We start from the raw sequence: 22,638 nt of genomic DNA, 5'->3' as shown, positions 1-22,638 counted from the left end.
CTTATTACATTCTCAGGTATAATTCCTTAAGCTTTTCTGGGGTAATTATTGCTTCCCAATTGCTTCCAAGGGCATTTTCCCACAACGGAACCATTCCCAAGGCCACGGTAATCATCGTTTCCATTTGTTCCCTTGATAGGTTTTTACAAATGCCTTGTGGAATTTCAATGTTGTGTTTCTCAACCATTTTCTTAAACAGCGCTACGTCTTTTGGATAGAATTCCTCCAAATGCTGAAACACGATACAATTTCCCACGCCGTGCTTGGTTCCCAAAACGTAGCCCAGACCGTAACTCATGGCGTGTGCCACCCCAACCTGCGAATAGGCAATGCTCATTCCGCCGTGCCAAGATGCCATCATTAATTTAGCTCGTGATTCTTCTTCGGAAAGCGAATCGCCCAAGAAAATTTCCAAACAAAGATCGTACGCCTTTTCGCCATAGCTCTGGCTAAAGGCATTTAAAAAGGTTCCGTTCAGCGATTCCACGCAATGAATAAAGCAATCCATACCGGTATAAAACCATTGGTTTTTTGGAACGCCGATGGTTAAGTCCGGATCGAGAATAACTTGGTCAAACGGTGTGAAATCACTATTGATGCCCAATTTACGTACGGGGCCAGTAAGCACGGTAGTACGGGAAACTTCTGCACCGGTCCCAGAAATGGTTGGAATGCCAACGTGGTAAACGGCCTTCTGTTTTACCAAATCCCAACCTTGGTAATCGGCAGCGCTTCCCTTGTTTATTAACATAATAGAGACTGCTTTTGCTAGGTCCATTACTGTTCCACCGCCAATGCCAATTATTCCTGAAGGGGCATAGGTAAATTCTGCTTTTATATCTTTCACCAAATCATCAACTTGTGATGTCTTTGGCTCTTCTTCAGCTGAAATGAAAATCAATTTGTCATTAAAACGAAGGTTGATCCTATCCAAAAACTCAGTGTTTTTTTCAAAAACATCATCCACCAAAAATATAAAAGGCGCCTTTTCTTTTTTATGGGAAGATAAAATTGAAGTAAGTTGATCAAAACAGCCTTCTCCAAAAACCACTTTGGGCACCATTGGAAAATTTCGAAACTTATTGTTCACGGCGTCTGGCTTACTTTCTTTCAGAAGTTTGTTCGCCCTTACCAAATCTTCGGGAGTGTCAATTTCAACGCCGGTTGTATTTGAAACTGCCATTTTTATATTTTTTCCGTATTCCAAATAACGAATGCATTCTATCTTCTCCACCGCTTCCAGGGAACGCATTGGCAAGCGATAAAAATCCATGATGGCCTGTTTGCGGAAGGCGTATATGCCCTTGTGCTTGTAATATTGAATTTCTACGTTTTTGTCACGGGGATAGGGAATCGGCGACCGTGAAAAATAAAGCGCAAAGTTGTCTTTATCTACGATCACCTTTACGGTATTGGGATCGTTTATTTCCTTCCAATCATGAATTTCGGTCATTAAAGAAGCCAGGTCAATTTTATCCGCATCGGGTTCATTGAACACTGCCAAAACCTTTTCCAAACCCTCACGGCTCGTAAAGGGTTCGTCGCCCTGCACGTTTACCACTATGTCAATGTCCATATTTTCCACGGCCTCGGCAATACGGTCGCTTCCGCAATCGTGTTCCTTTTGGCTCATAATGGCCTTGCCACCATTGGCCTCAATTTCCTGAAAAATCACCTCACTGTCCGTAACCACGTAAACTTCATCAAAGAGATTGGTTGCTTTTGCAGCCTCATAGGTTCTAACTATTACGGGCTTGCCAGCTAAGTCCTGCATCAGTTTTCCGGGGAATCGCGACGCACCGTATCGTGCGGGGATCATTGCTATTATTTTCAAGTCGAAGTTTTTAAAAATGATTTCAAAAATAAGAAGTTTAAGCGGGTGGCAATCTTTTTTTGCGAAGCTTTTTATAAAATCTGAATATTAGAAAAAACAAAAGCACAACAAGGATAAAGGCCAAAATAGGAATAAATATGGAAGCAAAGGCCAAAACGGTTGCAATGGCCGTTTCTACCGTGGCGAGAATGGGGTTCGCGGTGCCGGCCGTGGTGGCGGTTGACGTCAACCGTGCGGCCGAAGCATTACCTTTAATTGCCGCAGCCGTGCCCCCGCCCGCAATGATAGCCAAAGTCCACGTAACCACGGGACTTAAATCTGTTATGGTTGCCACTAACACTAAGGTTCCTGCCAATGTGGCCAAGGGCAGGGCAATTGTATCCAATAAATTATCTAACCAAGGAATATAGTATCCGAAAATTTCAACAGCGGTAGCAACTCCCATCGTTATAACTGCGGTAAGGCTTCCCAGCCATTGCCAGCTTTCATTTAAAGTAATAACCTCACAATAGCCCGCCAAACTTAACACGAGCAAAGGCAGAAAAACGCGGAAACCTACGGCGGCCGCCAAGCCAATGCCCAAAAATAAGCTGATGAGGATTTCCAGATTTTCCATGAGCCACTAATCTACAAAAAATTCATCTTTGAAACCTATTAAATACAATTTTTCACGCGCACGGGTCACGGCTGTGTAAAGCCAGCGCAGGTATTCCTTATCGATGCCATTTGGAAGATAGGGCTGCTCCACAAAAACCGTATTCCACTGCCCCCCTTGCGATTTATGGCAGGTTATGGCGTAACTGAACTTTACCTGAAGCGCATTGAAATACTTATTATTCTTAACCGCCAAAAACTTTTTGTATTTGGATTTTTCCGTCGCGTAATCCTTCATCACTTCTTGATAGAGTTTGTTTGATTCATCATAGGTGAGCGATGGGCTTTCTGAAGTAAGCGTATCGAGTAATAGCACTGTTTCCAAAGGTTTCATGTGTGGGTAATCCACCATTCGCATTTTCACTTCGGCAAAACGGAAGCCGTACAATTCCTTGAAAGCGAAAATTTCCAAAACCTCCACAATGTCGCCGTTGGCAATAAATCCTGCCTCGCTGGTATTATCCACCCAAAAATAATTGTTTTTCACCACCATTAAATAATCGCCTGCCGAGAGCTCAGATTCCTGAAAGAGAATCCGTTCGCGGATGCTTTGATTGTATAGGTTTGCTCTTTTATTTGAACGTACAATTATTACGGTGTCCTCGTTTCCCAAGGCAGCATAACTATCGTTTATGGCGTCCATAATTTCCTGCCCGTCAACGGGGCGGATTACATCGGCGAAATTTGCTCCCGAAAACTTAAATGCCTCGTAAAGTTCGTCGTCCAAACGCTCACGGATTCGGGTAGCATTTTCCAAAATACCACTATCCTTTTGTTGGCGCACCACTTCATCCAGTTCGAGTTTTATTACTTCGCGGTTGTATTGGTTCTCGAGCAGAAGCGGATCCAGCGCGGGACTGATATCCAAATGCACCGGTGGCAATTGTGCCGAATCGCCAATGAGCAGTAGCTTACAATTATTGCCGCTATATACATATTGCATCAAATCGTCCAGCAGGGAGCCATTTTCAAAAAGTTTTGAATCTTGGTTAATATCGGGAATCATCGAGGCCTCATCTACTATAAAAATAGTATCGCGATGTTTATTCTGCTGTAATGTGAAGGAAACGGAACCTTTTTCGCTTTTCGGAAAATATATTTTTTTGTGGATGGTAAAAGCTTGCTTATTTGAATAATTGCTAATAACCTTTGCCGCCCGTCCCGTTGGTGCCAATAGCACCGAACGCTTTTTTATTTTGGAAAGATTTTTCACCAAGGAACCCACAATCGTAGTCTTTCCGGTTCCCGCATATCCTTTTAACAAAAAGGTTTCATTTTTGTTTGTGCCCAACACAAATTTTGCCAATAATTGAAGTGCAATATCCTGCTTTGCGGTTGTGTTATGTGGAAAATCATTTTGTAAATAACTGTAAAATTCTGATACATTCATCATTCGCTGCTGTCAATGAGGGTTTAAAGATAGGTATGATTTTTTCGGAATATACTTTTGTGAACAAAAAAAAATTGTAGATTTGCGATAGACCTTTTAGTAAAATCAACACTTAAATAATATCAATAATGAAATTAGTAATTCAGATTGTTCTTTGGATTGTCATCATCTTTTTGGGCTGGAAATTATGGAACTCGGTTATGGGCCCGGTGGAATTCAACAAAATTAAGGAAGCACGTTATGTTAAAGTAATTCAGAATTTGAAAGACATTCAGGCCGCAGAACTTGCCCACAAAGAGATCACGGGAAGTTTTACTGGCGATTGGGACAGTTTGATCAATTTTATTGACACCGCAAAGTTTGCCATTACCCAAAGACGTGATACCAGTTATGCCGATGTTGCAAAGAACAAGGCTTTTGGAATTAGCGAAGGTTATTTTATTGAAGAATCTCTTATAGATACTTTAGGATTCACTCCCGTTAAAGATTCCCTTTACGGAAGTACAAACAGATACAAAACAATGATGAATGTGCCCGTGGAAGGTGTTGACGCCAAATTTGACCTAAAAGCCGGGAAAATCACTAAAAACGACGCCACGTATTCCGTTTTTGAGGCAAAGGTTTCAAAAAAGGTAGTATTGGGAGACCTTGACAAAGATCTTTTAGCCCAGGAAATGCAGGTACAATCTGTTGATGGCGTTAATGGACCGGATATTAAAGTAGGTTCGCTGGAAGATGTTAATACTTCTGGAAACTGGCCAAAAATCTATGATGCAGCAAAAGAAAACTAACATACAAAATACAATTAATAATAGACTGTCCGTTCAAATCTCTTTGAACGGGCTTTCTTTTTTGGTGACAAATCCAGCAAGCGAAGAGCCTGTTTTCTTTTTGGAAAACGTGCTGGACCACAGCACTACACCTGAGGAGCTGTTAATGGAAATAGAAACCATTATGTTCAAAAATGAGATTTTGAATACTGCATTCGCTGAAGTTTCCGTCGTTTACTCCACTCCCGTTTATAGTTTGGTTCCCGCACCATTATTTGATGAAACCAAGGCCAGCGAATATTTAAAGTTCAATTCAAAAATATTGGCCAATGATTATATGGCGCACGATTTGGTAGAAAACCAAAACATCGTGGTGGTTTATGTGCCATTTATGAATATCAACAATTTCTTTTTTGAAAAGTACGGCTCTTTCAGCTATTACCATTCCGTTACCGTAATGCTAAAAACAATTTTAGAGAAGGAAAATTACTCACTTCCTAAAATATTCCTCCACTTTCAGAAAAACAGTTTTGATTGTATCGTTTTGAAAAACGGCGAACTTCAGCTTTGCAACAGCTATACCTATAAAACGCCCGAAGATTTTATCTATTATACGCTTTTCTGTATGGAACAGTTGCACTTGGATTCAGATAATATCCCGGTAATTCTTTGTGGCGAAATTGAAAAGGAGGATGACAACTTCAAAATTGCGTATACCTACATCCGCAATCTAGAATTTATGGATTCAAATTATACTGCAACAAGAAGCTTGGATAACGATAGGCCACACAACCATTTCATTCTAAAAAACGTAATTTAATGCGGATCATTTCGGGAACATATAAAGGAAGAAGATTAACGGCCCCTAAGAACTTGCCCGTGCGTCCCACGACCGATTTTGCGAAAGAGGCGCTTTTCAATATTTTGCGTGTTCGGTATTATTTTGATGAAATTGCTGTTTTGGATTTATATGCAGGAACGGGCAACATATGCTTTGAGTTTGCCTCTCGCGGCGTCCCCGCTATTACGGCGGTTGATGGGCATTTAGGATGCATCCAGTATATCAACAAGATTTCAGAAGAATTTGAATTTCCCATAAATACCGTAAAATCTGATGTAAGCAAATATTTGGAGAAAGCTTCGGGCAACTATGATGTTATCTTTGCAGACCCTCCCTATGACTTTACAACCGAAGCATTAAAGAAGCTGGTGGAAGTAATTATGGCCAAATCTTTGTTGAATTCGGAAGGAATGCTTATTATTGAACACGCAAAACAAAATGATCTTTCCTCATTTCCCCATTTTGTAGAAGCTCGAAAATACGGAAGTTCCGTATTCAGTTTTTTTAATTAAAACATACACTTTTGTCGTTCACAAGCAAAACTATTGATTTAGGCTTTATTGTCATGGAACTAACCGAACACTGTGTTACTGCCACTGTGAAGGAAGGTGTTTTAATTGAATTAGAGCATATCGCTGCGCTCCACGAAGTATTTGCCGAATATTACTCCGAAAGAAGTTTTGGTTATATTGACAACCGAATAAACCAATACGCCATAAATCTAAATCCCGAGCTCTACAATATTCGTTATGCCAAAATGGTGGGAATAGCCATTGTATGCTATACCGACAACTGTATCAAAAATGCAAATTTTGAAAAAACTTTCTACAATTGGCCCTTTGGTGTTTTTAAAGATTTGGATGAAGCAAAACTGTGGATTGAGAAATTAATTGCCGAAGAAAAATAAAAAAATGCAGGCCTATAAGCCGGGTTCTGTCCCCGATTTAACATCGGGGCCTTATCATTTATCTAGACGTATGGTTACCCATACGCTCAATCTGCCTACCCTCCTGCATCGGGCGGGTACCCTCTAGCACAGGTTTACGTGGCATTTCACCGCATAGAGTTTACCTGATTTCACTACAGCATTACCTGTACATCCTTTCTGTTGCACTTGTCCTGAAATCCCCGCGAAGGCGGGGATCCCGACGGCCGTTAGCCGCTATGCTTCCCTTTGGTGTCCGGACTTTCCTCTCTCGAATTAACTTCGGCAGCGATAAGGCGGCCTGCTGCGCAAAAATACGCCAATGTTAATAAATATAGGAAAATACAAACAGCTATTTTTTAAAAACCCGTTGTACATCTTTATATTTGTTTCCGCACTATGGAACACTTCATCGTATCAGCCCGAAAGTACCGCCCCGCCGTTTTTAAAGACGTTGTGGGGCAACAGGCCATTACCAATACCTTGGAGAATGCCATAGAGAACAACCACCTCGCGCAGGCATTGCTTTTTACGGGACCACGTGGCGTGGGAAAAACTACCTGTGCCCGAATTCTCGCAAAAAAAATAAATTCTGACGGCACCGAAAAGGAAGGCGAGGATTTCGCTTTCAATATTTTTGAACTGGATGCCGCTTCAAACAATTCAGTGGATGATATTCGGAATTTGATAGACCAGGTTCGAATTCCACCGCAGGTTGGGAAATACAAGGTTTATATTATTGACGAGGTCCATATGCTTTCCTCTGCGGCTTTCAACGCATTTTTAAAAACCTTGGAAGAACCGCCGAAGCACGCCATTTTTATCCTTGCTACTACTGAAAAGCACAAAATAATTCCCACGATTCTATCGCGCTGCCAGATTTTTGATTTTAGACGTATCGGCGTTCGCGATATTAAGGAACATTTGGCGGAAGTAGCAAAGGCAGAAAACATAGAAGCGGAAGACGACGCGCTGCACATCATCGCCCAAAAAGCGGATGGCGCCTTGCGTGACGCACTTTCCATTTTTGATAGGGTTGTTAGTTTCGCAGGAAAAAACCTTACCCGCGAGGCAGTTACCGAAAATCTGAATGTACTTGATTATACGTGGTATTTCCAAATAACCGATTTGCTTTTGGAAAACAACATTCCACAGGTTTTGGTTACATATAACGATATTCTTTCGAAAGGATTTGACGGCCATCATTTCATTATGGGCCTTGCCTCCCACTTCCGTGATTTGTTGGTTTGCAAGAACCAAGAAACCATTGAGCTTTTGGAAGTTGGCGAACAGGTAAAAACAATGTATTTTGAGCAATCGCAAAAAACATCGCCACGGTTTTTAATTGAGGCCATAGACATCGCGAACACCTGCGATCTAAAATATAAAAACAGCCAAAACCAACGATTGCTCGTTGAGCTTTGTTTAATGCAGCTTGCTTCCCTGACCTTTCAGGGCGAAAAAAAAAACTCCAATAGCGGCCAGCGTTTCGTAATACCTCCCTCCTATTTTAAATCTGAAAAATTTACTTCGGAAAAAATAACTTCTGCCGGGAGTGTTGTGCCCAAACCTACGAAGAAAATCGAAACAGATCCCGATAGCTATCGGGACGAAGCCGAAAAAGAAATAGTGCGCGAACCTTTAGAGGAAATTGCTTCAAAGAATAAAATTTCCGAAGAGATTATTTCCGAAGAAAAAGTAACGCAAAAACCAAATGGGGGCCAACCCGAAAAGGTAATCGAACGGCCACAGATCCTCGCGGAGCGCAATGCCAAAAAAGTTTCGGCCCTTTCGCTGAAAAGCATTCAAAAAAAGCAGGAAATAAAGCAGGAACTGGTTGCAAACCAACCCGATGCCGAAAACCTGCCAGTAACTGAATTTTCCGAAGAAGAAATGCAGGCGGCTTGGGACGAATATACCACAAACGTTGAAAGCAACGGCAAATACAACCTGCTTTCGCATTTAACCATGGGCGTGCCAAAACTGGATGGGTCCGTAATCCATCTTGAATTTCCCAACCAAACCATTAAAACTGAAGTGGAGCGTGCCAAGTATGAATTGCTCGGCTTTTTGCGCGAAAAACTTCAGAATTATGAAATAGATCTGGACATAACCGTAAACGAAACTGCCGAAAAACGGTATGCCTACACCACCCGCGAAAAATTTGAAAAAATGAAGGAGAAAAATCCGTTGATAGAAAAATTGCGGAGGGAATTTGATTTGGATATATAAGTCCCTAACCCCCGAAGGTGGAACTAATCACTCGGCAACAAAATCGTAAATCGACAATCGTATATCGTAAATTATAAATCAAAATGCTTGGCTTAAAACTTCCCACAGACCCGCGCTGGGTAAATATTGTTGAAAAAAACATAGAAGACATTCTTACCGACCACGCTTGGTGCGAGCAGAAAGCAGCTTCCACGGCGGTTTCCTTGATTGTGAGCTTTCCGGAATATACTGAACTTATTCAGGAAATGATTGCTTTGGTAAAAGAAGAAATAAGCCACTTCAAAATGGTGCACGACAAAATCCTGGAGCGCGGCTGGGTTTTGGGCCGCGACAGAAAGGACGAATATGTGCTGCAGATTGTCCAATTCTTCCCAAAAGGCGGAAGCAGAACCACACAATTAGTCCACAGATTACTTTATGCAGCCTTGATTGAAGCCCGAAGTTGTGAACGCTTTCGGCTTTTAAGCGAGGAATTGGAAGATAAAGAATTGGCGGAATTTTACCGAAAACTGATGGTAAGTGAAGCAAACCACTACACGATGTTCCTCGGCTTTGCCCGCCAATACGGCGACCGGAAAGAAGTGGACCAAAAATGGAACGACCTGCTTTCCTTTGAAGCCGAAGTTATGAAGGACCTTGGCAAGCATCAATCAATACACGGGTAATTCCTTTTAAAGTTTTCGAAATGAAATTGAAAAGAAGAAGAAAACTGGTGAAATACGCTGATATTCTGGATAGGCCCATTCGGTTCAACCCGTTTGTTTTTAGCCGAATGTTCCTTCTTTGGGCAGTTTTAGGCCTTTTCGGCGGATTGATTTCGGGCACTTATTGGGTAGTTCTAATGTTTCTTACCGATTTTCTGGGAGGCTATCAAGGATGGCTCGTTATTCCCATAATGGCCATTTGCGGACTATTGGCCGGATTGATTATCTACTTCATCGGGGATCCGGGTGAAATGCAGCTTATTGTGAACAATATCCGTTTCAACAAAGGGAAACTGGACCCAAAAAACAATCCTTCCATGATTTTATCTTCCCTGCTCTGTGTAGCTTCGGGCGGAAGTTTGGGGCCTGAAGCGCCCCTGGTACAAGTTACGGGTTCCACCGGCAGCTGGCTGGGAAAAATCTTCAGATTAAAAGGCGAGGAATTGCGCTCGCTTAGCATTGCCGGGATGGCATCGGGCTTTACGGCCTTGTTTGGCGCCCCACTTGGTGGAAGTCTCTTCGCTTTGGAAATACTGCACCATAAACACGCCGTGGAATATTACCAAGCCATCATTCCCGCGCTCGTGGCCAGTGGGTTCAGTTATATCGTATTTGCCCTTATCGTCCATTTGGGGTTGGGGCCTACGTGGCATTTACCGGCTTATGAGATGGCAACGGTTTTCGACTTTGCCTGGGCAATCTTTTTTGCGGTAATCGCAACTTTTGTAGGCTGGGGTTTTATATTCTGTACCAAATTCTTTAAAAATCTCTTTGGAAAACTTAAAACACCCATATACGTAAAAACCCTAATGGGAGGGCTACTGCTGGGAACGATTGCCTTTTATCTACCCATTACCCGATATTTCAGCCATTTCGAAATCGAGACCTTGCTCGTGGGCGATTTTACCATAAAATTTCTCGTGGCAGTGCTAATCTTTAAAATCATTGCCATCGCTATTACCGTAACCTCCGGGTGGCGCGGCGGGTTTATCATTCCGTTATTTTTCTGTGGTACCGCCCTCGGGTTGTTGATTCATACCATTTTTCCGTCCATCAATCTTTCGCTTACCATTGTAAGTTGTATGGCGGCCATAAACGCCTGCGTTACGCGAACGCCTATGAGCACCACCATTCTTTTGGCAACCTTAACCGGGTTTACCTACTTTATACCTATACTATTCGCAAGTTTGACCGGTTATTTCTTGGCGCCCCGCATTCCTTTTATTGGAGCACAGATGGAGGAGAAGGAAAAAAAGGCTTTAAAAAATAGATAATTCAAAAAATATTCGAGATGGACAAAAAGACCCATTGGGAAACCGTCTATAAAACCAAAACCCCCAACCAGATAAGCTGGACACAGGATGTGCCGCAACCTTCCTTGGATTTTATCGAATCTTTAAACCTGGAGAAAAATGCCAAAATAATAGATGTGGGCGGCGGCGATAGCAAGCTTGTGGACCATTTGCTACATTACGGTTTTGAGAACGTGAGCGTACTGGATATTTCTGCCAAGGCGCTGGAACGGGCAAAAGAAAGATTGGGCGAGAAAGCGGAAAAAGTAACTTGGATTGTCGGTGATATTAGCGACTTTAAACCCACCGAAACCTATGACCTATGGCACGACAGGGCCACCTTTCATTTTTTAACCGAAGCGGAAGACATCGAGAAATACAGAAATATGGTACAAAATCACGTGGGTGGTTATTTGATTATTGGCACATTTTCTGAAAACGGACCCCAAAAATGCAGTGGACTTGAGATTTCACAATATACTGAAGAAAAATTGAGCGCAGTGATTGGCGAAGCATTCCAAAAAATCAACTGTTTGACGATAGACCATAAAACCCCGTTTGATACTTTTCAGAACTTTCTGTTTTGTTCATTTCGAAAGAGATAAAAATGCTTTGGTGAAGGCGTATTCCTTGGCTTTGTTCCTTTATCATTCTAATATTTTGTATTCTTGTAAGTTGAAATATAGGCCATGGTTGAACAGAAAGAGAACGGAAATTTTGAAAATGACGATCCTGCTTTAGCTCGGGCAGGTTCCACTTCCCAAGAATCTTCTACTGATAAGGAGCCTTCCCCCAAAGCCAAACCCGAAATAGAAAAAGAGTCATTTTCCGAAAGATGGAGCAACAGTAGATTTTGGTTGGTTCGTGGGTCTTATGTTGTTTTGCGGGCGGTCTGGACGGTGGTAATGGTCATCGGGGGCTTTATTGCCTGGTTAATCTCTCTTCTATTTATATGATTCGGCGGCTTCCGTTAAAATGGTTGCATCTGTATGTGCTGCTGTCGCTGGGTGTATTCTTATATGTGCAAGGATTAAAATATGTTTCGGGCATAGACAACAGTTGGGTTTTTCATCACTTAAATGATTTTTTAACAATCCCCATAGTAGCAACCCTTTGTTTGTGGGGTGTTTGGCTTGTTAAAAAAGACTTCGGCATTTGCCTGAATATTTTTACCATCCTCAGTTTGGTGGCGCTGTTTTCCATTTTTTTTGAATATTACCTGCCGCAGCAATCGCACCGCTATACTAGCGATATTTGGGACGTAGTCTGCTATTTTTTGGGAGGGTTTATTTTTTGGAGTTTGCAGAAATTGGGATAGGCTCTTTGGATTACCGAATGGTTTGGGAACCCTTAGAAATATGAAATTTTATTTAAATAGATTACAGGCTTTGTATATATTTGGTTGACTGTGTTGAAGCCACCGGGTATGAAGGTTGGAAAATTTCGTATATATTTATGGTGTAATTTTTTTAAAAAAAGACGAGTCCATTAAAACAAATATCAGAGAAAGCAATTGAATTAGCTGATATTGAGTTTACTCAAAAGCAGACTAATCTTAAATGTTTAGGAACAAAACGTATGTCCGTAATATGAGAAAATCACTATACATTTTAATAATGTTTTTAAATATTGGAATCGTAAAAGCTGAATTACCAATTACTGCCCAATATCCTGACAAGATTACCTATAACGGTACTGAATACAGTTTAAATTCAAATCCGTTGGAGCCTTATTTTGAGAAAAATCCTGAGAATAGACCAGATATGGTATCGACTGCGCTCTGGCGCGGCTACGTTGGTCACTTCGAGATAATCGATAGCGAATTATACCTTATTGATATGACCAGACCAATTGGTTTCTATAAAGACGAAGAAGGGAATTCAAAGCAACGATGGATTTCAATCTATAAAAGGTACTTTCCAAGACAAGATAAGGTTAAAATAGACTGGTTTACTGGGATTCTAATTCTTCCATACGGCGACTTAGTTGAATACGTTCACCAAGGTTATGCATCACTTTATAGCCATTATTTGTTACTCGAAATTGAAAACGGTAGCTTTAATGAATCACGAGAATACGGTTTCGAAGACTTTATTGAATTCAAACGACGTCAATTTAATGAATATAGAAAGACGAAAGAATACCAAAAATTATACGCTGATTTAAAAAAAAGTGATGAATCCATTGATGAATCATTTATTCAACAATTTATGCTTGACTTTGTGATAAATTATACATCAAAATTTCTGACGGAATAAATCTGTGGACAACAATAGTAACCCTTTCCCCACCGAATAATTCAAAAAAAATTTCGTGCATTCGTTACAAAAAAATTCACCTTCCACTAAAACTTTTAGCAGCCCACTTTAGGAATTAACCTCCACCTCTGCAGCCAGTTTTTCATTATAAAGGCTTTTTACAATGCCATCGCTTAGCCCAATCTTGGGGACATATACGTTTTTTGCCTTGCTCCATTTCATTGCCGAAAGATAGATGCGTGTGGCGGGGATTACCACATCGGCGCGGTCTGGGTTCATATCCAGTTCGGTAATGCGCTCTTCATAGGTAAGCGATTTCATCAGTTCATAATAGGAAGAGAGATATAAATAGCTAAGTGGCTTGCCTATCTTCTTACCGCTCTTTTTGAAAATGGTATTGATATTTCCGCCGCTGCCTATCATGGCAACTTTTTTAAAACCTTTCGTTTCCCTTTTAATCCAAGCTTCCATCTCGTCCCAAATGCGTTCATCTACTTGGCCTTCCAGCATACGCACCGTGCCCAGTTTAAAACTCTTGGACGATACATTGGCGCCATTGGCAAAGACGGTAAGCTCGGTACTGCCACCGCCCACGTCCACATACAGAAAGACCTTATCATCCTGTATCAGGTTCTTTAAATCGGTAGAAGCTATTATAGCGGCCTCGTCCTTTCCATCAATGATGTTTATGGATATACCGCTTTTTTGTTCGATTGTTTGCGCTATTTCACTTCCGTTGGATGCTTCCCGCATTGCCGAGGTGGCACAGGCCCGAAACCGTTTTACGTTATGCGTTTTCATCAGGAGCCGGAACGCTTGCATGGCGTCTATCATTCTGTGGGCGCTGTTTTCAGAAATTTTTCCCTCCAAGAAAACCTCTGCTCCCAACCGTATGGGCACCCGGACCAGAGATGTTTTTTTGAAAATGGTGTCTCTTTCTTTTTGCTCAATCACGGTTACCACCAGCAAACGGATGGCATTACTGCCAATATCTACTGCACCGTATTTTTCTATTTTTAACAAAGCTATTTTACTTCAAGTTTCTTTAAATAATAATCATACATTTTAAACTGCGACCGTACGGGCGGCTTGTTGTTCTTTACGTAAGCATTGTCGTTCTTAATACTTATTACGCGCGCCTTTACGTTATCGCGCCAGCCTATTTCGAAATTTTCGAGAATTTCCTTCTTTATACCTTCATCGTAAATGGGGCAGGAAATTTCCACCCTATTATCTAAGTTTCTTCCCATAAAATCGGCCGAAGAAATATATACTTTCGGATTGCCGCCATTCTCAAAAATAAACAACCGTGGATGCTCCAGAAATTTTCCTACAATACTGATGGCCTCTATATTTTCGCTCATGCCTTCCACACCGGGAATCAAACAACAAATGCCGCGCACTATCATTTTAATCTTTACCCCTGCCCGGCTCGCTTCATAAAGCTTGTCGATCATTTTGTAATCTGATAGACTGTTAAGCTTCAACTTAATTCCGCTGGGGAGTCCTGCTTTTTTGTTCTTTATTTCGGTATCTATCAAATGATAGATGGCCTTGCGGGTATAATGGGGCGAAACAATTAAATGATTGTATTTGCGCACTAGATAATTCACTTCAAAAAACTCAAACACCTTGTTTATTTCCTTGCAAATTCTCTGGTCTGCGGTAAATAGGGTGTAATCGGTATAAATCCGGGCTGTAGATTCATTGAAGTTTCCAGTACTTAAAATTCCGTAGCGAATGGTTTTGTTGTTTTCTACCCTTTCCACCAAACACGCCTTGCAGTGCACCTTCAATCCTTTTACTCCAAAAATAAGACGAATGTCCTCGCTTTGGAGCAGTTCAGCATATTCTATATTTGCTTCTTCGTCAAAACGCGCCTGCAATTCTATTTGAACGGTTACATCTTTCCCGTTTTTCCTCGCATTTATAAGCGAGCTGGCAATGTGCGAAACTTCCGCCAGACGGTAAATGGTAATCTTGATGGATTTCACCTTTGGATCCAGCGCCGCCTCCCGCAAGAACTTAATTACGTACATAAAGGTTTGATAGGGTGCGTGCAAGAGGTAATCTTTTTCGGCAATTTTATCAAACAAGCTTCCTTGCAGGCTTAGTCCCGGAATGGGTAATGGTTCTTTATGTTCGTATTGCAGATCGGGCCTTCCCAAACGGGGAAAATTCATATAGTCACGACGGTTATGGTACCGCCCTCCGGGAATAATACTGTCGGTTTTGTCGATGCCCATCTTATTCAGTAAAAACTGAAGTGTTTTCTTATCGATGCTTTTATCATAGACAAAACGCACGGGATCGCCCACGCTCCTATTTTTTACACTTTTTGAAATCTTATCAATAAAGCTGCGGCTTAGGTCGCTATCAATGTCCAGTTCGGCATCCCGAGTAATCTTAATCATATGTGCCGAAATGGTTTCATATTTAAAAATGCTGAAAATATTGTGAAGGCAATGGCGAATAAGATCGTCAAGAATGATTACATATTGCTTTTCCCCTTGCGGTGGAAGCACTACGAAACGGTCAATGGTGCGGGGGATTTCTATAAGTGCATAATTGTGTTTTGCCTCAAAAGTATCATCCTCCTTGCTCATCACCATTGTTACGGCAAGATAGGCGGCACTATCGCGCAGACTGGGGAATTCATCGAGTTCGCCAATCATAATCGTCATCATTGCTGGACTCACATAGCGCACAAAATATTCAGAAATAAACTTGCTTTGGTCTGGGGTAATTTCTCTTTCGTTTATAATGAAGATATTCTCCTTTCGCAGTTCCTTTTGGATATTGCTAAGAATATTCAAACTGTGTGCCTGCTGGTCTATAACCGTAAGGGTTATTTCCTCCAAAAGATCTTTTGCGGAAATACCACCCAAAAAGCTCCTGCCCGTTTTTCCGGCCTCCACAATTCTTCTGATGGTGGCGTAGCGCACCTTAAAGAACTCATCGAGATTGTTAGAAAAAATACCCAAAAACCGAAGTCTTTCCAATAGTGGCAGTTTCTTATCGTTCGCTTCCTGCAAAACCCGGGCATTAAACTGTAACCAGCTTAACTCCCTGTTGTTGTATTGATTGCCAACTTGGGTATGTGTATCAATTTTTTCGGTCATTATTTGAGATCCCTTGGGAAAATAGTTTTAACGGTTTCACCCGTAGTTATATCGCTCCACTTTTTTTCGTCAAACTGCAACATCACAAAACCACAGGTTGGAACATTGTCAATATAGCGGTTTCCGAGCATATTTGCAACGGATGTAAAAGCGTGATTGTGGCCAACAATCATTATTTTATCGAGACTATCCGGCAGTGATTTTATAATTCTCATTACATTTTGCCCGCTAAAATCATAGAGGTCGTGATTGGTTTCAAAGTTAGTTTCGTCTATTTCCAGTGCGTCCTTAAAAAAATGGGCGGTGGAAAGCGCGCGTGTGGCATCGCTAGTGATAATCCGTTGGGGCGGGTCAATTTCCTTTGCTACTTTTTTGGAAACCAATTTGCCGTCACGTTCACCCCTACCCTTCAACGGGCGCTTGTGGTCTTCCACATCGTGCTTCCAGGATGATTTTGCGTGGCGGACTAAGTATAATGTCTTCATAAAATTGTTTCTATTTTTTGTTTCTGGTTTCAAGTTTCTCGTTTCAGGTGTAGTAGGTGTACTTGGAATTTGATATTTGATATTTGGATTTTGGAATTTGGAATTTTTAAACCTAGGGTGCCAAACGTTCAATCACCCAATCGTCGCCCTTCAAAGTATAACGAATCCTGTCGTGAAGCCGATTGGGTCTGCCCTGCCAAAATTCTATGGAAATAGGTTTCACCAAAAAACCGCCCCAATCCTCAGGTTTTGGAACTTCTTTGTTTATGTGTTTTCTTTCAAGTTCTGCGAGATTTTCTTCCAAAATTTTACGCGATTCCACAACTTCGCTTTGGTGCGAAACCGCTGCGCCCAATTGGCTTCCCTTGGGCCTTGAATGAAAATAATTGGTTGAATCTGCTTCGGAGGTTTTTTCCGCAGTTCCTTTTATGATGACCTGCCGCTCCATATTTGGCCAAAAAAAGGAAAGCGAGACCCTGTTGTTATTGGCTATGGATTTACCTTTTTCGCTGTTGTAATTGGTGTAAAAATAGAAGCCGTATTCGTCATATTTTTTTAACAGCACTACGCGCCCCTTTGGAAAACCATCGGTGCCGATTGTGGAAATTGTCATAGCATTTACTTCATCCACCCCCCCGCTATCTTTCACCTCAAAAAACCAAGTTCGGAACTGTTGCATCGGGTTTTCGTCAACGGTTTCTTCGGAAAGGATTCCTTTTTCGTAGGATTTTCGGTAATCGTGAAGCTTTTCCGCCATTGTTCTAGTTTTAACGCAAGTTAAGAGTTTTAACGAAGCTATAAAACAGTGGCTTATTAAATATGTATTAAAATTTTTGAAGCGGGGTGCTCGATGGGAGGTGCTGTGGATGCGGTGGATGCTATTGTTTCTGTTGTTTCTGTTGTTTCTGTTGTTTCTGTTGTTGTGATAAAAAATCAACTTTGAAGCAACTTCGATTTCGTCCCCATAGCTATTGGGATCGATTTAAAAAGTAAATACCTTTCCGTCCTCTGCCAACTCCACATAATCAAATACCTCCTGCGCCTCTCTTCGGAAAAGCTCCAAATTGCCGTAACGCCCGGAATAGTGCCCAAGGATTAAAGTGCCAACCTTTGCCTTTCGCGCAATTACGCCCGCTTCCTTTGCGGTGCTGTGCTTGGTTTTTTCGCAGAGATGGTGGTGTTCTTCCAAAAAGGTGGATTCGTGGTACAGAACCGTCGCGTTTTCAATTTGTGGCACTATTTCAGGACAATAGGCCGTATCGCTGCAATAGGCGTAACTTTTTGGCGGTGGCGGGTCAAAAGTTATTTCTTTATTGGGAATGAGCTTTCCTTCCCTATTCTCAACATCATAGCCCTGTTTTATTTTATTGTAATAACTTAAATCGATATTGAGTTTTCGGGCTTTTTCTATATCTAATTTTCGGTCATCAGGTTTTTCCTTGAAAAGAAATCCGTTGGTATAAACTCTGTGGTCCAACGGGATGGTTTCCACAGAAACTTTATCATCCTCAAAAATGAGCTGTGGCGTTGTTCCTTCCAATTCGTGAAAATACAGTGGATAGTTGGTATAAGCTTTCCCCAGTTTAAGCAGCAGCAATATTGCCTGTTTTATTCCCTTTGGCCCGTAAATGTGCAACTCTGCTTCCCTTCCCAAAAGCAGAAAAGTGGAAATAAGCCCCACCAAACCATAAAAATGGTCGCCGTGCAAATGTGAAATGAAAATATGCCGAATCCGTGAGAATTTCACCCTGTATTTCCGAAGCTGCATTTGGGTGCCCTCGCCGCAATCAATCAAAAACAAATGCCCCTTTATCTCCAACACCTGCGCCGTTGGGTGCGCGGAGGCTGTGGGCGTGGCAGAATGGCATCCGAGGATTGTTAGTTTCATTTACGATTTGCGATTTACGATTTACGATTTACGATTTTGGAATTTGGAATTTGCATTTTGGAATTTGAAAACAATCTAAAATCAGCTTCCAATAGCTATCGGAACGTAGATCTAAAATCCCAGATCTCTTTCAATTTCTTCCATTTCAATAATATCGCCCGCTTCCTGTAGGGTTGGTACCACTATCATTTCAAAAGGAACGTCGTCAAAATCGATAGCGTCGTTCACAATTACAAAGGATTGCTTGGTTTTGCGATGAAGGTTGGATGTTTTAAGAAACTGCAATAATTGCGGAAGCTCCAAATCTTCGTATTTCAAAAGATTCAAAACTACATTTTGCCCTTTGTATTTGGAAGGCACTTGGCTCTCAATGAACGAGGCAAAGTCAATAATATCGTCCTTTTCATCTTCAAGGACCACGAAATTTGGGTGATTCTCAATCTTCATGATGTTTTATTTTTGAAGCCAATAAATAGATTACCGCCATACGTATGGCAACGCCGTTCTGTACCTGTTCCAAAATAATGGATTGTTTGCTGTCGGCCACATCGCTGGTAATTTCCACGCCGCGGTTTATTGGGCCTGGGTGCATCACAACAATTTCTTTATTTAGTGAATCGAGTAGTTGCTTGTTTAGCCCAAATTGCTGGGTATATTCCCTCGTAGTCGGGAAATAGCTGATGTCCATCCGCTCGTTCTGCACGCGGAGCATATTCGCCACATCGCACCATTCCAACGCGTTGCGAAGGTTCGTTTCAACGCCAACGTCAAGTTTTTCCATATATTTAGGAATAAGCGTTTTAGGGCCACATACCTTAACGGTCGCTCCAAGTTTTTGTAGAGCGAAAATATTCGACAACGCAACCCGTGAATGAAGAATATCTCCTACAATTACAACCTTTTTTCCAGCCACATCGCCCAGCTTTTCACGAATGGAATAGCTGTCCAACAATGCTTGGGTGGGATGTTCGTGGGCACCGTCGCCAGCGTTGATAATACTTGCGTTTACATGCTTTGAAAGAAATACGCCCGCGCCCGGATTGGGGTGGCGCATCACCACCATATCCACTTTCATTGAAAGGATGTTGTTTACGGTATCAATTAGCGTTTCGCCTTTGGTAACGGAGGAACTCGAAGAAGCGAAGTTTATAACGTCTGCGGAAAGCCTTTTCTCTGCAAGTTCAAAGGAAAGTTTGGTTCGCGTACTGTTTTCAAAAAAGAGATTGGCAATGGTAATGTCGCGAAGCGAGGGAACTTTTTTGATGGGCCGATTGATTACTTCCTTAAAATGGTCTGCCGTTTCGAAGATGAGTTGGATATCGGCTTCGGTGATGTATTTTATTCCCAGTAAGTGGTTTACACTTAGTTCCATTTCTTGGTTTCAGGTTTCAGGTTTCAGGTTTCAGGTTTCAGGTTTCTGAAACACTACTATTTTTATTATATTTTCGTTTTCAAATTCTTTTCCGGCGTTGCCCTTCGGGGGTTAGCGGGCTACTAAATATACAGCGTCTTCCCCATCGTTCTCCTTCCAGCACACTTTTACTTTTTCACCGTTGATAGCATCTACCTGTCTTCCACGATAATCGGGTTGTATGGGCAAATGGCGGCTAAAACGGCGGTCTATCAATGTTAACAACTCTATTTCCAAAGGTCTTCCGAAAGATTGTACCGCGGTCAATGCCGAACGGATGCTTCTTCCGGTAAAAAGTACGTCGTCAACAAAGACCACGTTTTTGTCCTCAACTATAAAATCTATTTTGGTTTTGTTGGCTTCCAGCGGTTTTTCCCCTCTTCGGAAATCGTCGCGGAAAAAGGTGATGTCCAAATATCCAAGCTTGATGTTCTTGATTTTGTATTCGGTTTCTAGGAGGGTTTTTAACCTTTCGGCTAAAAAAACGCCCCGTGGCTGTATGCCGATAAGTACTGTTTTGGAAAAATCGTCGTGTTTTTCGATCAATTGGCAAGCCAAACGGTTAAGCGCAATGTTTATCTCGGTTGCGTTCAGTAACAATTTTTGGCTCATAGGAAGTTCTGAATTGTATTCAGGAAGCAAAAATACATTTTTTTTGGCTTTTTAAAGTGAAGTATTTGAAATTGATTAAATCCCGAAAATAAAAAAGCCTTTCGGTAACGAAAGGCTCTTCATTATTTATAAATGCAACGATTATTTTTTACCGTCCATTTTGTCTTTAAGCTCTTGCAATTTTGCATTGGCATCACCAAGGGTTGGTTTTGCTTCCTCAGATTCCTGAGCTTGCTTTTTTGCTGCGGCTTTTACAATCTTCGCTTCTTCCTCTTTGTGGATTACCATATGTGAAGCAACCACTTTCTTGAATTCCTTGTTGAACTCAATAATTTGGAATTCGGCCTCATCACCTTTCTTCAACATAGAACCATCTTCTTTTTCAAGGTGACGGCTGGGTACGAAAGCTACGATATCATCGTTGAATTTTACGGTGGCGCCTTTGTCAACTACCTCGTCAATAGTGGCAGTGTGCTTGGTTCCAACGGCAAATTCGTCTTCGTATTTATCCCAAGGATTCTCTTCAGTCTGTTTGTGACCTAAACTAAGTTTACGGCCTTCAACGTCCAATTCCAATACAACCACTTCTAGTTCATCACCAATGTTAGTGAATTCACTTGGGTGCTTGATTTTCTTGGTCCAAGAAAGATCGCTAATGTAGATAAGACCGTCAATACCTTCTTCAAGTTCAACAAAAACACCGAAATTGGTGAAGTTGCGAACAATACCTTTGTGGCGTGAACCAACTGGGTATTTTTTAGTAATATCGGTCCATGGATCTGGCGTCATTTGCTTGATACCAAGGCTCATTTTGCGCTCTTCCTTATCCATTGTAAGGATTACCGCTTCCACCTCATCACCAACATTTACGAAATCCTGAGCGCTGCGCAAGTGCGTGCTCCAAGACATTTCGCTAACGTGGATAAGACCTTCAACACCTTCAGCAACTTCAATAAATGCACCGTAGTCTGCAATAACAACTACTTTACCTTTTACTTTGTCACCAACCTTCAACTCTTCTCCAAGAGCTTCCCATGGGTGCGGGTTCAATTGCTTAAGACCTAATTGGATACGTGTTTTATCTTCATCGAAATCAAGAATTACAACGTTCAATTTCTGATCAAGTTCAACGATCTCGTTCGGGTGGTTGATACGTGACCAAGAAAGGTCTGTAATGTGAACAAGTCCATCAACACCACCAAGGTCAACAAATACTCCATAAGAAGTGATGTTTTTAACAACACCTTCAAGTACCTGTCCTTTTTCAAGTTGGCCGATGATTTCTTTTTTCTGCTCTTCAATATCCGCTTCAATAAGCGCTTTGTGTGAAACAACAACGTTTTTGAATTCGTGGTTAATTTTTACCACTTTGAATTCCATTGTTTTGCCAACATATACGTCGTAATCACGAATTGGCTTCACATCTATTTGCGAACCTGGCAAGAAAGCCTCGATACCGAAAACATCCACGATCATACCACCTTTTGTGCGGCATTTTACGTAACCGTTTACGATGGTACCTTGGTCGTGGGCAGCATTTACGCGGTCCCAAGCCTTAATGGTTCTTGCTTTACGGTGGCTAAGGATCAATTGACCGGTGCTGTCCTCACGAACGTCGATCAATACTTCTACCTTGTCACCAACTTTTAAATCTGGATTGTAACGGAATTCGTTCAACGAAACAACACCTTCACTCTTCGCGTTAATGTCGATGATTGCGTCACGATCTGTGATGTAAACCACTTTTCCTTCCACAACCTCGTCGTCAAGGGTGTCAACGAAATTCTCTGCTACCAGTTTTTCGAATTCCTCAAGCTTGCCGTCGTCGATTGGGTCAATTCCCTCTTCGTAGTTGTGCCAGTCGAATTCCTTTAGAAATTTTTCAGGATTGCTTTCCTTTAGGGAAACTTCCCTTTGAGGTTTTGTAGTTTCCTCGGTTTGTGCTACGGCAGTATCTTCTACCTGCACTTCTTCTTTGTTTGCTTTATCAGCCATTTGTTTGTAAAATTGATCTTTGAGATTTCCGCCTTCGCGGAAATGAAAAAACCAATGCTTTGTATTCTGCGCTGTTACAAGATTTTACTGCGACTATCCCACAGAAGGGTTTGTTTTGTTTTGTTTCAATTCCTCTTATTCTTGACTCGTCGCTAAGAGGGGCGCAAAAATAAGGTTTTTCTTTTGGAAATCAAAAGGTTTGTAGGCTGAAACTTGATATTATTT

At 41.6% G+C, this 22,638-nt stretch carries 23 protein-coding genes and 1 other RNA gene; 11 read left to right on the top strand and 13 right to left on the bottom strand.

All coding sequences use genetic code 11. The annotated features are described in order from the left end of the window. Nucleotides 1-4: 4 nt before the first annotated feature. The 3 genes from kdsB to LS48_RS06745 are packed head-to-tail and all read right to left on the bottom strand — an operon-like array spanning nt 5 to nt 3,878. On the bottom strand, nt 5-1,819 hold the full coding sequence (kdsB, locus tag LS48_RS15765; protein WP_076692424.1) for a 3-deoxy-manno-octulosonate cytidylyltransferase: 1,815 nt from the start codon (nt 1,817-1,819) through the stop codon (nt 5-7). Nucleotides 1,820-1,871: 52 nt separating this feature from the next. Further along, nucleotides 1,872-2,450, bottom strand: coding sequence for a DUF4126 domain-containing protein (locus LS48_RS06750; protein WP_062621285.1), 579 nt, complete (start codon nt 2,448-2,450; stop codon nt 1,872-1,874). Between the two features lie 6 nt (nt 2,451-2,456). Further along, entirely contained in the window at nt 2,457-3,878 is a 1,422-nt protein-coding gene (locus LS48_RS06745) for an ATP-dependent DNA helicase (protein ID WP_062621284.1), read from the bottom strand. A 128-nt stretch (nt 3,879-4,006) separates the two neighbouring features. Between LS48_RS06745 and LS48_RS06740 the strand changes: the two genes are divergently transcribed. From LS48_RS06740 to LS48_RS06725, 4 genes are read left to right on the top strand one after another with little or no spacing between them, the layout of a single operon-like run. Then, nucleotides 4,007-4,669: a hypothetical protein gene (locus LS48_RS06740; RefSeq protein ID WP_045080977.1), complete on the top strand. Its 663-nt coding sequence runs from the start codon at nt 4,007-4,009 to the stop codon at nt 4,667-4,669. After that, nucleotides 4,614-5,468, top strand: coding sequence for a DUF3822 family protein (locus LS48_RS06735; protein WP_078056380.1), 855 nt, complete (start codon nt 4,614-4,616; stop codon nt 5,466-5,468). Before LS48_RS06740 ends, LS48_RS06735 begins: the two co-directional genes overlap by 56 nt. Then, entirely contained in the window at nt 5,468-6,001 is a 534-nt protein-coding gene (locus LS48_RS06730; RefSeq protein WP_062621282.1) for an RsmD family RNA methyltransferase, read from the top strand. The genes LS48_RS06735 and LS48_RS06730 overlap by 1 nt, the downstream gene beginning before the upstream one ends. 53 nt (nt 6,002-6,054) lie before the next feature. Continuing rightward, nucleotides 6,055-6,396, top strand: a complete 342-nt coding sequence (locus LS48_RS06725) for a hypothetical protein (protein WP_131807703.1) — start codon at nt 6,055-6,057, stop codon at nt 6,394-6,396. Here LS48_RS06725 and rnpB read toward each other — a convergent pair. Beyond that, nucleotides 6,396-6,722, bottom strand: an RNA gene (gene rnpB / locus LS48_RS06720) — RNase P RNA component class A. The two genes, LS48_RS06725 and rnpB, sit on opposite strands and share 1 nt — an antisense overlap. Before the next feature lie 91 nt (nt 6,723-6,813). Between rnpB and LS48_RS06715 the strand changes: the two genes are divergently transcribed. The 7 genes from LS48_RS06715 to LS48_RS06685 all read left to right on the top strand — a co-directional run bounded on the left by LS48_RS06715 (nt 6,814) and on the right by LS48_RS06685 (nt 12,900). Next, the gene (locus LS48_RS06715; protein ID WP_062621270.1) at nt 6,814-8,646 is read left to right on the top strand and encodes a DNA polymerase III subunit gamma/tau; all 1,833 of its coding nucleotides are present in this window, start codon (nt 6,814-6,816) and stop codon (nt 8,644-8,646) included. An 83-nt stretch (nt 8,647-8,729) separates the two neighbouring features. Further along, nucleotides 8,730-9,311 carry a MiaE family protein gene (locus LS48_RS06710; protein WP_045080980.1) on the top strand — a complete coding sequence of 194 codons (582 nt, stop codon included), beginning with the start codon at nt 8,730-8,732 and terminating at the stop codon, nt 9,309-9,311. 20 nt (nt 9,312-9,331) lie between these two features. After that, nucleotides 9,332-10,624: a chloride channel protein gene (locus tag LS48_RS06705; protein WP_062621268.1), complete on the top strand. Its 1,293-nt coding sequence runs from the start codon at nt 9,332-9,334 to the stop codon at nt 10,622-10,624. A gap of 17 nt (nt 10,625-10,641) precedes the next feature. Next, entirely contained in the window at nt 10,642-11,247 is a 606-nt protein-coding gene (locus LS48_RS06700; protein WP_193392793.1) for a class I SAM-dependent methyltransferase, read from the top strand. A gap of 84 nt (nt 11,248-11,331) precedes the next feature. Then, on the top strand, nt 11,332-11,598 hold the full coding sequence (locus LS48_RS06695) for a hypothetical protein (protein ID WP_062621266.1): 267 nt from the start codon (nt 11,332-11,334) through the stop codon (nt 11,596-11,598). Continuing rightward, nucleotides 11,595-11,960, top strand: a complete 366-nt coding sequence (locus LS48_RS06690) for a hypothetical protein (RefSeq protein ID WP_062621265.1) — start codon at nt 11,595-11,597, stop codon at nt 11,958-11,960. The genes LS48_RS06695 and LS48_RS06690 overlap by 4 nt, the downstream gene beginning before the upstream one ends. A 271-nt stretch (nt 11,961-12,231) precedes the next feature. Beyond that, nucleotides 12,232-12,900, top strand: a complete 669-nt coding sequence (locus tag LS48_RS06685) for a hypothetical protein (RefSeq protein WP_076692423.1) — start codon at nt 12,232-12,234, stop codon at nt 12,898-12,900. 108 nt (nt 12,901-13,008) lie between these two features. On the opposite strand, the gene LS48_RS06680 is transcribed toward LS48_RS06685, so the two are convergent. The 9 genes from LS48_RS06680 to rpsA all read right to left on the bottom strand — a co-directional run bounded on the left by LS48_RS06680 (nt 13,009) and on the right by rpsA (nt 22,413). After that, nucleotides 13,009-13,923, bottom strand: coding sequence for a Ppx/GppA phosphatase family protein (locus tag LS48_RS06680; RefSeq protein ID WP_045080984.1), 915 nt, complete (start codon nt 13,921-13,923; stop codon nt 13,009-13,011). 2 nt (nt 13,924-13,925) lie between these two features. Further along, on the bottom strand, nt 13,926-16,022 hold the full coding sequence (gene ppk1 / locus LS48_RS06675; protein WP_062621263.1) for a polyphosphate kinase 1: 2,097 nt from the start codon (nt 16,020-16,022) through the stop codon (nt 13,926-13,928). Further along, nucleotides 16,022-16,507 carry a SixA phosphatase family protein gene (locus tag LS48_RS06670; RefSeq protein ID WP_045080986.1) on the bottom strand — a complete coding sequence of 162 codons (486 nt, stop codon included), beginning with the start codon at nt 16,505-16,507 and terminating at the stop codon, nt 16,022-16,024. Before LS48_RS06670 ends, ppk1 begins: the two co-directional genes overlap by 1 nt. A gap of 112 nt (nt 16,508-16,619) precedes the next feature. Then, a complete protein-coding gene (gene pdxH / locus LS48_RS06665; RefSeq protein ID WP_062621259.1) occupies nt 16,620-17,264 on the bottom strand; it encodes a pyridoxamine 5'-phosphate oxidase in 645 nt (214 codons plus the stop codon). 225 nt (nt 17,265-17,489) lie between these two features. After that, on the bottom strand, nt 17,490-18,395 hold the full coding sequence (locus tag LS48_RS06660) for a ribonuclease Z (protein ID WP_062621257.1): 906 nt from the start codon (nt 18,393-18,395) through the stop codon (nt 17,490-17,492). Nucleotides 18,396-18,506: 111 nt separating this feature from the next. Continuing rightward, nucleotides 18,507-18,842 (bottom strand): hypothetical protein, encoded by a 336-nt coding sequence (locus LS48_RS06655; RefSeq protein WP_045080989.1) that lies wholly within the window; start codon nt 18,840-18,842, stop codon nt 18,507-18,509. After that, a complete protein-coding gene (locus LS48_RS06650; RefSeq protein WP_062621255.1) occupies nt 18,832-19,767 on the bottom strand; it encodes an aspartate carbamoyltransferase catalytic subunit in 936 nt (311 codons plus the stop codon). The genes LS48_RS06655 and LS48_RS06650 overlap by 11 nt, the downstream gene beginning before the upstream one ends. 111 nt (nt 19,768-19,878) lie before the next feature. Continuing rightward, a complete protein-coding gene (gene pyrR, locus LS48_RS06645) occupies nt 19,879-20,418 on the bottom strand; it encodes a bifunctional pyr operon transcriptional regulator/uracil phosphoribosyltransferase PyrR (protein ID WP_062621525.1) in 540 nt (179 codons plus the stop codon). Between the two features lie 141 nt (nt 20,419-20,559). After that, entirely contained in the window at nt 20,560-22,413 is a 1,854-nt protein-coding gene (gene rpsA / locus LS48_RS06640) for a 30S ribosomal protein S1 (protein ID WP_062621253.1), read from the bottom strand. Between the last annotated feature and the right edge of the window lie 225 nt (nt 22,414-22,638).

This window comes from Aequorivita aquimaris, from assembly GCF_001573155.1.
In the GTDB taxonomy this organism is placed as follows: Bacteria; Bacteroidota; Bacteroidia; order Flavobacteriales; family Flavobacteriaceae; genus Aequorivita; species Aequorivita aquimaris.
Note: the sequence above shows the minus strand (reverse complement) of the source record. Positions and strands in the feature narration are given on the sequence as shown.

Coding starts and splice junctions, on each gene's coding strand:
- LS48_RS06695 (WP_062621266.1), top strand. CDS start 11,332: ATGGTTGAACAGAAAGAGAACGGAAATTTTGAAAATGACGATCCTGCT.
- LS48_RS06690 (WP_062621265.1), top strand. CDS start 11,595: ATGATTCGGCGGCTTCCGTTAAAATGGTTGCATCTGTATGTGCTGCTG.
- LS48_RS06710 (WP_045080980.1), top strand. CDS start 8,730: ATGCTTGGCTTAAAACTTCCCACAGACCCGCGCTGGGTAAATATTGTT.
- LS48_RS06745 (WP_062621284.1), bottom strand. CDS start 3,878: ATGAATGTATCAGAATTTTACAGTTATTTACAAAATGATTTTCCACAT.
- rpsA (WP_062621253.1), bottom strand. CDS start 22,413: ATGGCTGATAAAGCAAACAAAGAAGAAGTGCAGGTAGAAGATACTGCC.
- LS48_RS06660 (WP_062621257.1), bottom strand. CDS start 18,395: ATGAAACTAACAATCCTCGGATGCCATTCTGCCACGCCCACAGCCTCC.
- kdsB (WP_076692424.1), bottom strand. CDS start 1,819: ATGATCCCCGCACGATACGGTGCGTCGCGATTCCCCGGAAAACTGATG.
- pdxH (WP_062621259.1), bottom strand. CDS start 17,264: ATGGCGGAAAAGCTTCACGATTACCGAAAATCCTACGAAAAAGGAATC.
- LS48_RS06740 (WP_045080977.1), top strand. CDS start 4,007: ATGAAATTAGTAATTCAGATTGTTCTTTGGATTGTCATCATCTTTTTG.
- LS48_RS06730 (WP_062621282.1), top strand. CDS start 5,468: ATGCGGATCATTTCGGGAACATATAAAGGAAGAAGATTAACGGCCCCT.
- LS48_RS06715 (WP_062621270.1), top strand. CDS start 6,814: ATGGAACACTTCATCGTATCAGCCCGAAAGTACCGCCCCGCCGTTTTT.
- LS48_RS06670 (WP_045080986.1), bottom strand. CDS start 16,507: ATGAAGACATTATACTTAGTCCGCCACGCAAAATCATCCTGGAAGCAC.
- LS48_RS06735 (WP_078056380.1), top strand. CDS start 4,614: ATGTTAATACTTCTGGAAACTGGCCAAAAATCTATGATGCAGCAAAAG.
- LS48_RS06705 (WP_062621268.1), top strand. CDS start 9,332: ATGAAATTGAAAAGAAGAAGAAAACTGGTGAAATACGCTGATATTCTG.
- LS48_RS06725 (WP_131807703.1), top strand. CDS start 6,055: ATGGAACTAACCGAACACTGTGTTACTGCCACTGTGAAGGAAGGTGTT.
- ppk1 (WP_062621263.1), bottom strand. CDS start 16,022: ATGACCGAAAAAATTGATACACATACCCAAGTTGGCAATCAATACAAC.
- LS48_RS06700 (WP_193392793.1), top strand. CDS start 10,642: ATGGACAAAAAGACCCATTGGGAAACCGTCTATAAAACCAAAACCCCC.
- LS48_RS06650 (WP_062621255.1), bottom strand. CDS start 19,767: ATGGAACTAAGTGTAAACCACTTACTGGGAATAAAATACATCACCGAA.
- LS48_RS06685 (WP_076692423.1), top strand. CDS start 12,232: ATGAGAAAATCACTATACATTTTAATAATGTTTTTAAATATTGGAATC.
- pyrR (WP_062621525.1), bottom strand. CDS start 20,418: ATGAGCCAAAAATTGTTACTGAACGCAACCGAGATAAACATTGCGCTT.
- LS48_RS06750 (WP_062621285.1), bottom strand. CDS start 2,450: ATGGAAAATCTGGAAATCCTCATCAGCTTATTTTTGGGCATTGGCTTG.
- LS48_RS06655 (WP_045080989.1), bottom strand. CDS start 18,842: ATGAAGATTGAGAATCACCCAAATTTCGTGGTCCTTGAAGATGAAAAG.